Origin of the sequence: Verrucomicrobium sp. BvORR106, assembly GCF_000739655.1 — a bacterium.
GTDB lineage: Bacteria > Verrucomicrobiota > Verrucomicrobiia > Verrucomicrobiales > Verrucomicrobiaceae > Verrucomicrobium.
Genome location: NZ_BATR01000194.1, coordinates 1 through 3819, shown reverse-complemented (window position 1 = coordinate 3819; position 3819 = coordinate 1). Strand labels below are relative to the sequence as shown.

The following is a 3819-nucleotide window of genomic DNA, read 5'->3' as shown; positions in this document are numbered from 1 at the left end:
CCTCTGGGTGGAGGGGCTTCAAATTTGGACCTGCCTCTGGATGATTCTGGGCCCGGTGCCTTCTGGCCGTTCCAGCTGGTCGGACACTGACTCTGACGGCCAGATTGATGCCTGGATTGATCCTCAAAACCAGGCGGTTACCTCCTTGGTGGATATGAACAACGTCAGTTCCGACGCTGATAGTGATGGGGCGACCAATGATGAAGAAGCGGTAGTGGGGTCAGACCCCTATCTCTATGACAGTGACTACGATGGCATAAATGATGGTGATGAAGTTCATCTGACCAACACCAGTCCTGTGAACTGGGACAGTGACGGGGACTTCGTCAGTGACTATGACGAGCTTCATGGGTTTTCGGGGATCAGTTACTCTGGAGGTTTGCCTGGCTATCCAGGAGCCAGCTATTCGGACTACGATGGTGACGGGTTCAAGAACCCGGTTGATCCTGCGCCCAACGATCCGGACAACTACAGCAGCACCAACAGCATCACGTGGGGCGCGACTGCCTTGCAGGATGCCGACGGTGATGGAACGGCGAACTTCTTTGATCCAGTTCCATATGCTTTCATCGATGCCGATGGGGATGGTATCTCGGATGATCTCGATCCGTTTCCCCAAGACGATGCCAACTACAGCTCCCTCAATCTGGTCAACTGGTATGGCGATGTCTTTGGTGACGCTGACCAGGATGGGATCTTGAACTGGGCGGATGACACTCCGTACCTGCCCCCACCAGACAACGACGGTGATGGATTGGATGCAGTACAAGAGCAAAACTACGGCACCAGCGACAGCGATGTCGACAGCGACGACGACGGTTTGACCGACTACGAGGAGTTGATAGTCTTTCAAACCAACCCGCTCAATGCCTATAGTCGCAGCGTGTCGCTGGGCTGGGGGGAGTTGTACACCGACCATGCCCTTGTGGATCTCACCGACACGGACACGGATGGGATTCCGGACCGGATCGAAGTCTTTTATGGGCTCAATCCCCAGCATGGTACGGATGGTGCCGGTGATCTTGATGGCAACGGTACGTCCAATCTGGACCAGTATCAGACGGGTGTCGCGTTGAACGCCAACCTCTCCCAATATGACGCCGATGGCGATGGCATGACCGATGCGTTTGAGGCGACCTATGGGTTGCAACCGTCCAATGCGGCAGACGCGACGGAGGACCCCGATAGCGATGGGGTACTCAACGTGGAGGAGGCGCGGTTGATGCTTGATCCCACCAATCCTGACACCCGTACAAGGGGGTGGTTGGGGGATTTGCTGGTTCTCATGGAAAGCCGGATATATCCGACGGGGCCGATTCCCAACACTGATGCCGATGCAGACGGCAAGGTGGACTGGGCCGAGGTCGCGCTTGGTTCCACGCGCCCTCGATTTGTGCGGGTCGCTCCGGGAGACTTGGATGGTGATGGCATGTCAGATGCCTGGGAGCACAAGTATGGTCTGTGGAAGTTTCCATTGGGAGGGCTGGATTTGCGGATGCCGGATGCGCAGGCCAATCCTGACAACGACGGGCTCGTCAACCTCACTGAATACCTCTATGATCTGCATCCACTGATCGTGGACTCGGACGCCGACGGCACGATCGATACCAACGAAGTGGGGCAGGGGGCGCCAGGCACCGCTCCAGAAGGCCCTGCTGGTGCGGCACCCGTGATTCCATGGGTGGGCAATGCACCTGGAGGAAACCCCGGGGGGCAATTTAATCCTCCCGTTCCCGCGCCGATTGCGGCCGGGACGCCGGAGGACGAATCGTTTTTTGAATATTCAGAGCCCAGTCGTCCCGATGGTGAGATGGGCGTGGGGGTCGGATTTGAAGCTCTCTGGGGAAAACTGATGTATAGCTATGCGACTTTCGACTATAGCATGTCCCAAGGGGGGTACTGGGCCATCATAAATTGGGAGCGTTCTCGTTCCGGAGCCCTTTCAGCGGAAAATTCCTCCTCGCCGTTGGATCTGGAAGTGGGAACTCAGTGGGATCAATGGCTGCCCCATCATCAAGGTCTTCAGGCCCAGTCCGAAAATCGTTGGTCTTATTCTTCTCCGTTGCCCTTCGGAGTCATCCCTCAAACCGGCGTCTACACCAGTAATGAAAGTTGGGACAGTGAGCTCATAAAGTTGCGGGTCACCTTCGAGGAGCCTGCCACGCGGTGGTACTATTACTACTACAACAAGATCAAGATCAAACTTCTGGATGGGGTGGGGGTTTCACGCCAAAACCTGGGGCTTGAGCACTTCGTGGTAAAGCCTGGTGAGACCAAGTCTGAGCAAATCGTCGAACTCCAGCCGCGGTCCGGGTCCCTCCTTGACGACGGAGAAGTGGAAAGGATCGTTCTTGAACCCGTTCAGGAAACAGGGGCGGGCCAGATCGGATTTCGAATCTCTGCCAGCGACGCAGCGGGGCCTTCGTACCGGAAAATAGGGCTCAACGGGATGCCGATGGCTGACAGCAAACCGCAGGTAAAGGATGAGAGCGGGGAAGCGCCGGAAGAGACGTTTGTAGATGCGTTCACCCGTCAACTGAGTCATGCGGTTACGGATGTCTATTCAAGCGTGGACAGCTCCCTTCTTGCTCTTTCCGTCCGCCGCAGTGCGAAAGAGCAAATCTGGAATCTAGGGAATGGGCTGCGTCCGGCCGAGCTTCCTGACGCGCCGTTCGGACCAGGATGGTCTTCAAATCTTTGTGCAAGCGTGCGCATCGAAGAAGACTACATGAAGGCTGTGGTGACCGATGAGCAAGGCAATGCCACGGTCTTCTTCAGAACCTTGCGGGATCCTGAAGGGGAGCTCTACGATCATCATGTGTGGACGCATTCGCGGGAGGAAAAGAAGAATGCAAAGACCGCCCAGGATACCTTGGAGACGCTCTATGATGTCAACAATGTCGTGACCGGGTTCGTGCACCGGAAGAAGTACGGGACCGTCTGCACCTATGAAATGTCGCTTCTTTTCCAGGGGATGCCCATCAACCGCGAAGTTGGGGGTTATGCATACTTTGACACCTACAGTTATGCCAGATTGACCAAAGTGGAAGACCGCTGGGGCAACGAGCTCCTCTACAGCTACCCGTCGGACACCACGCTCATCCCTGACAAGATCCACGATCCTGATCGTCCCAATCAGGTGGTCACCATCACCCAGAACAATGGGGTGGTCACGGCCGTCCGTGGACCATCAGGCGAGAACATTCAGTACGGCTACTCCACCCAGAACACCGGCGATGATCTGGTGCGCTATCTCTCATCCGTGGTGCGAGGTGGGCAAACGGTCAGCTACCAGTATGAGACCGAGATTGAGCCCATCCCTGCCATCGACCTGGATGCCGATGGACCGCCTGATCCTCAACACAGGCATTTCTCTCTCACCCGCATCACCGACGAGCGGGGTGGTGAGTATAAGTTTGAGTACGAGTTCAACCACGGGAACAAATATCTGGAAGTTTCTGGCGACGGATTTGCCTCGCGCAGCCAGCTGGGGATGCCCCGGTTGGTGAAAAAAGTCACGTTGCCAGACAACTCGGTGACCAACTTCGGAGGCATCCGGCAGCTCGTGTGCCAGAGTGATGCCACCCTGGGCGCGGTTTCCATGCAGACCCAGGTCAGCGGTCCGTGCGGGAACTACACTTACACTTTCACCCAGCCTGACGTGTTTGTCCCGTTGGCCCAAGATCCCCAACGCAATCCGGACCCTTTCAGCCGCCACGTCACCGTCTTCTTCAGCCGGATGGAGATCCAAACGCCGGCCGGGAGCGAGGTTTACAACTTCGACTTCGATCACGGCATGGCGCTCAGCTCGGCCACGGA

Annotated in this window: 1 pseudogene; it reads left to right on the top strand. The window is 56.6% G+C overall.

Features of this window, described 5'->3' with window-relative positions:
• Positions 1–40: 40 nt before the first annotated feature.
• Positions 41–3819: pseudogene (locus tag BV106_RS34725) on the top strand (hypothetical protein); the annotation flags it as partial.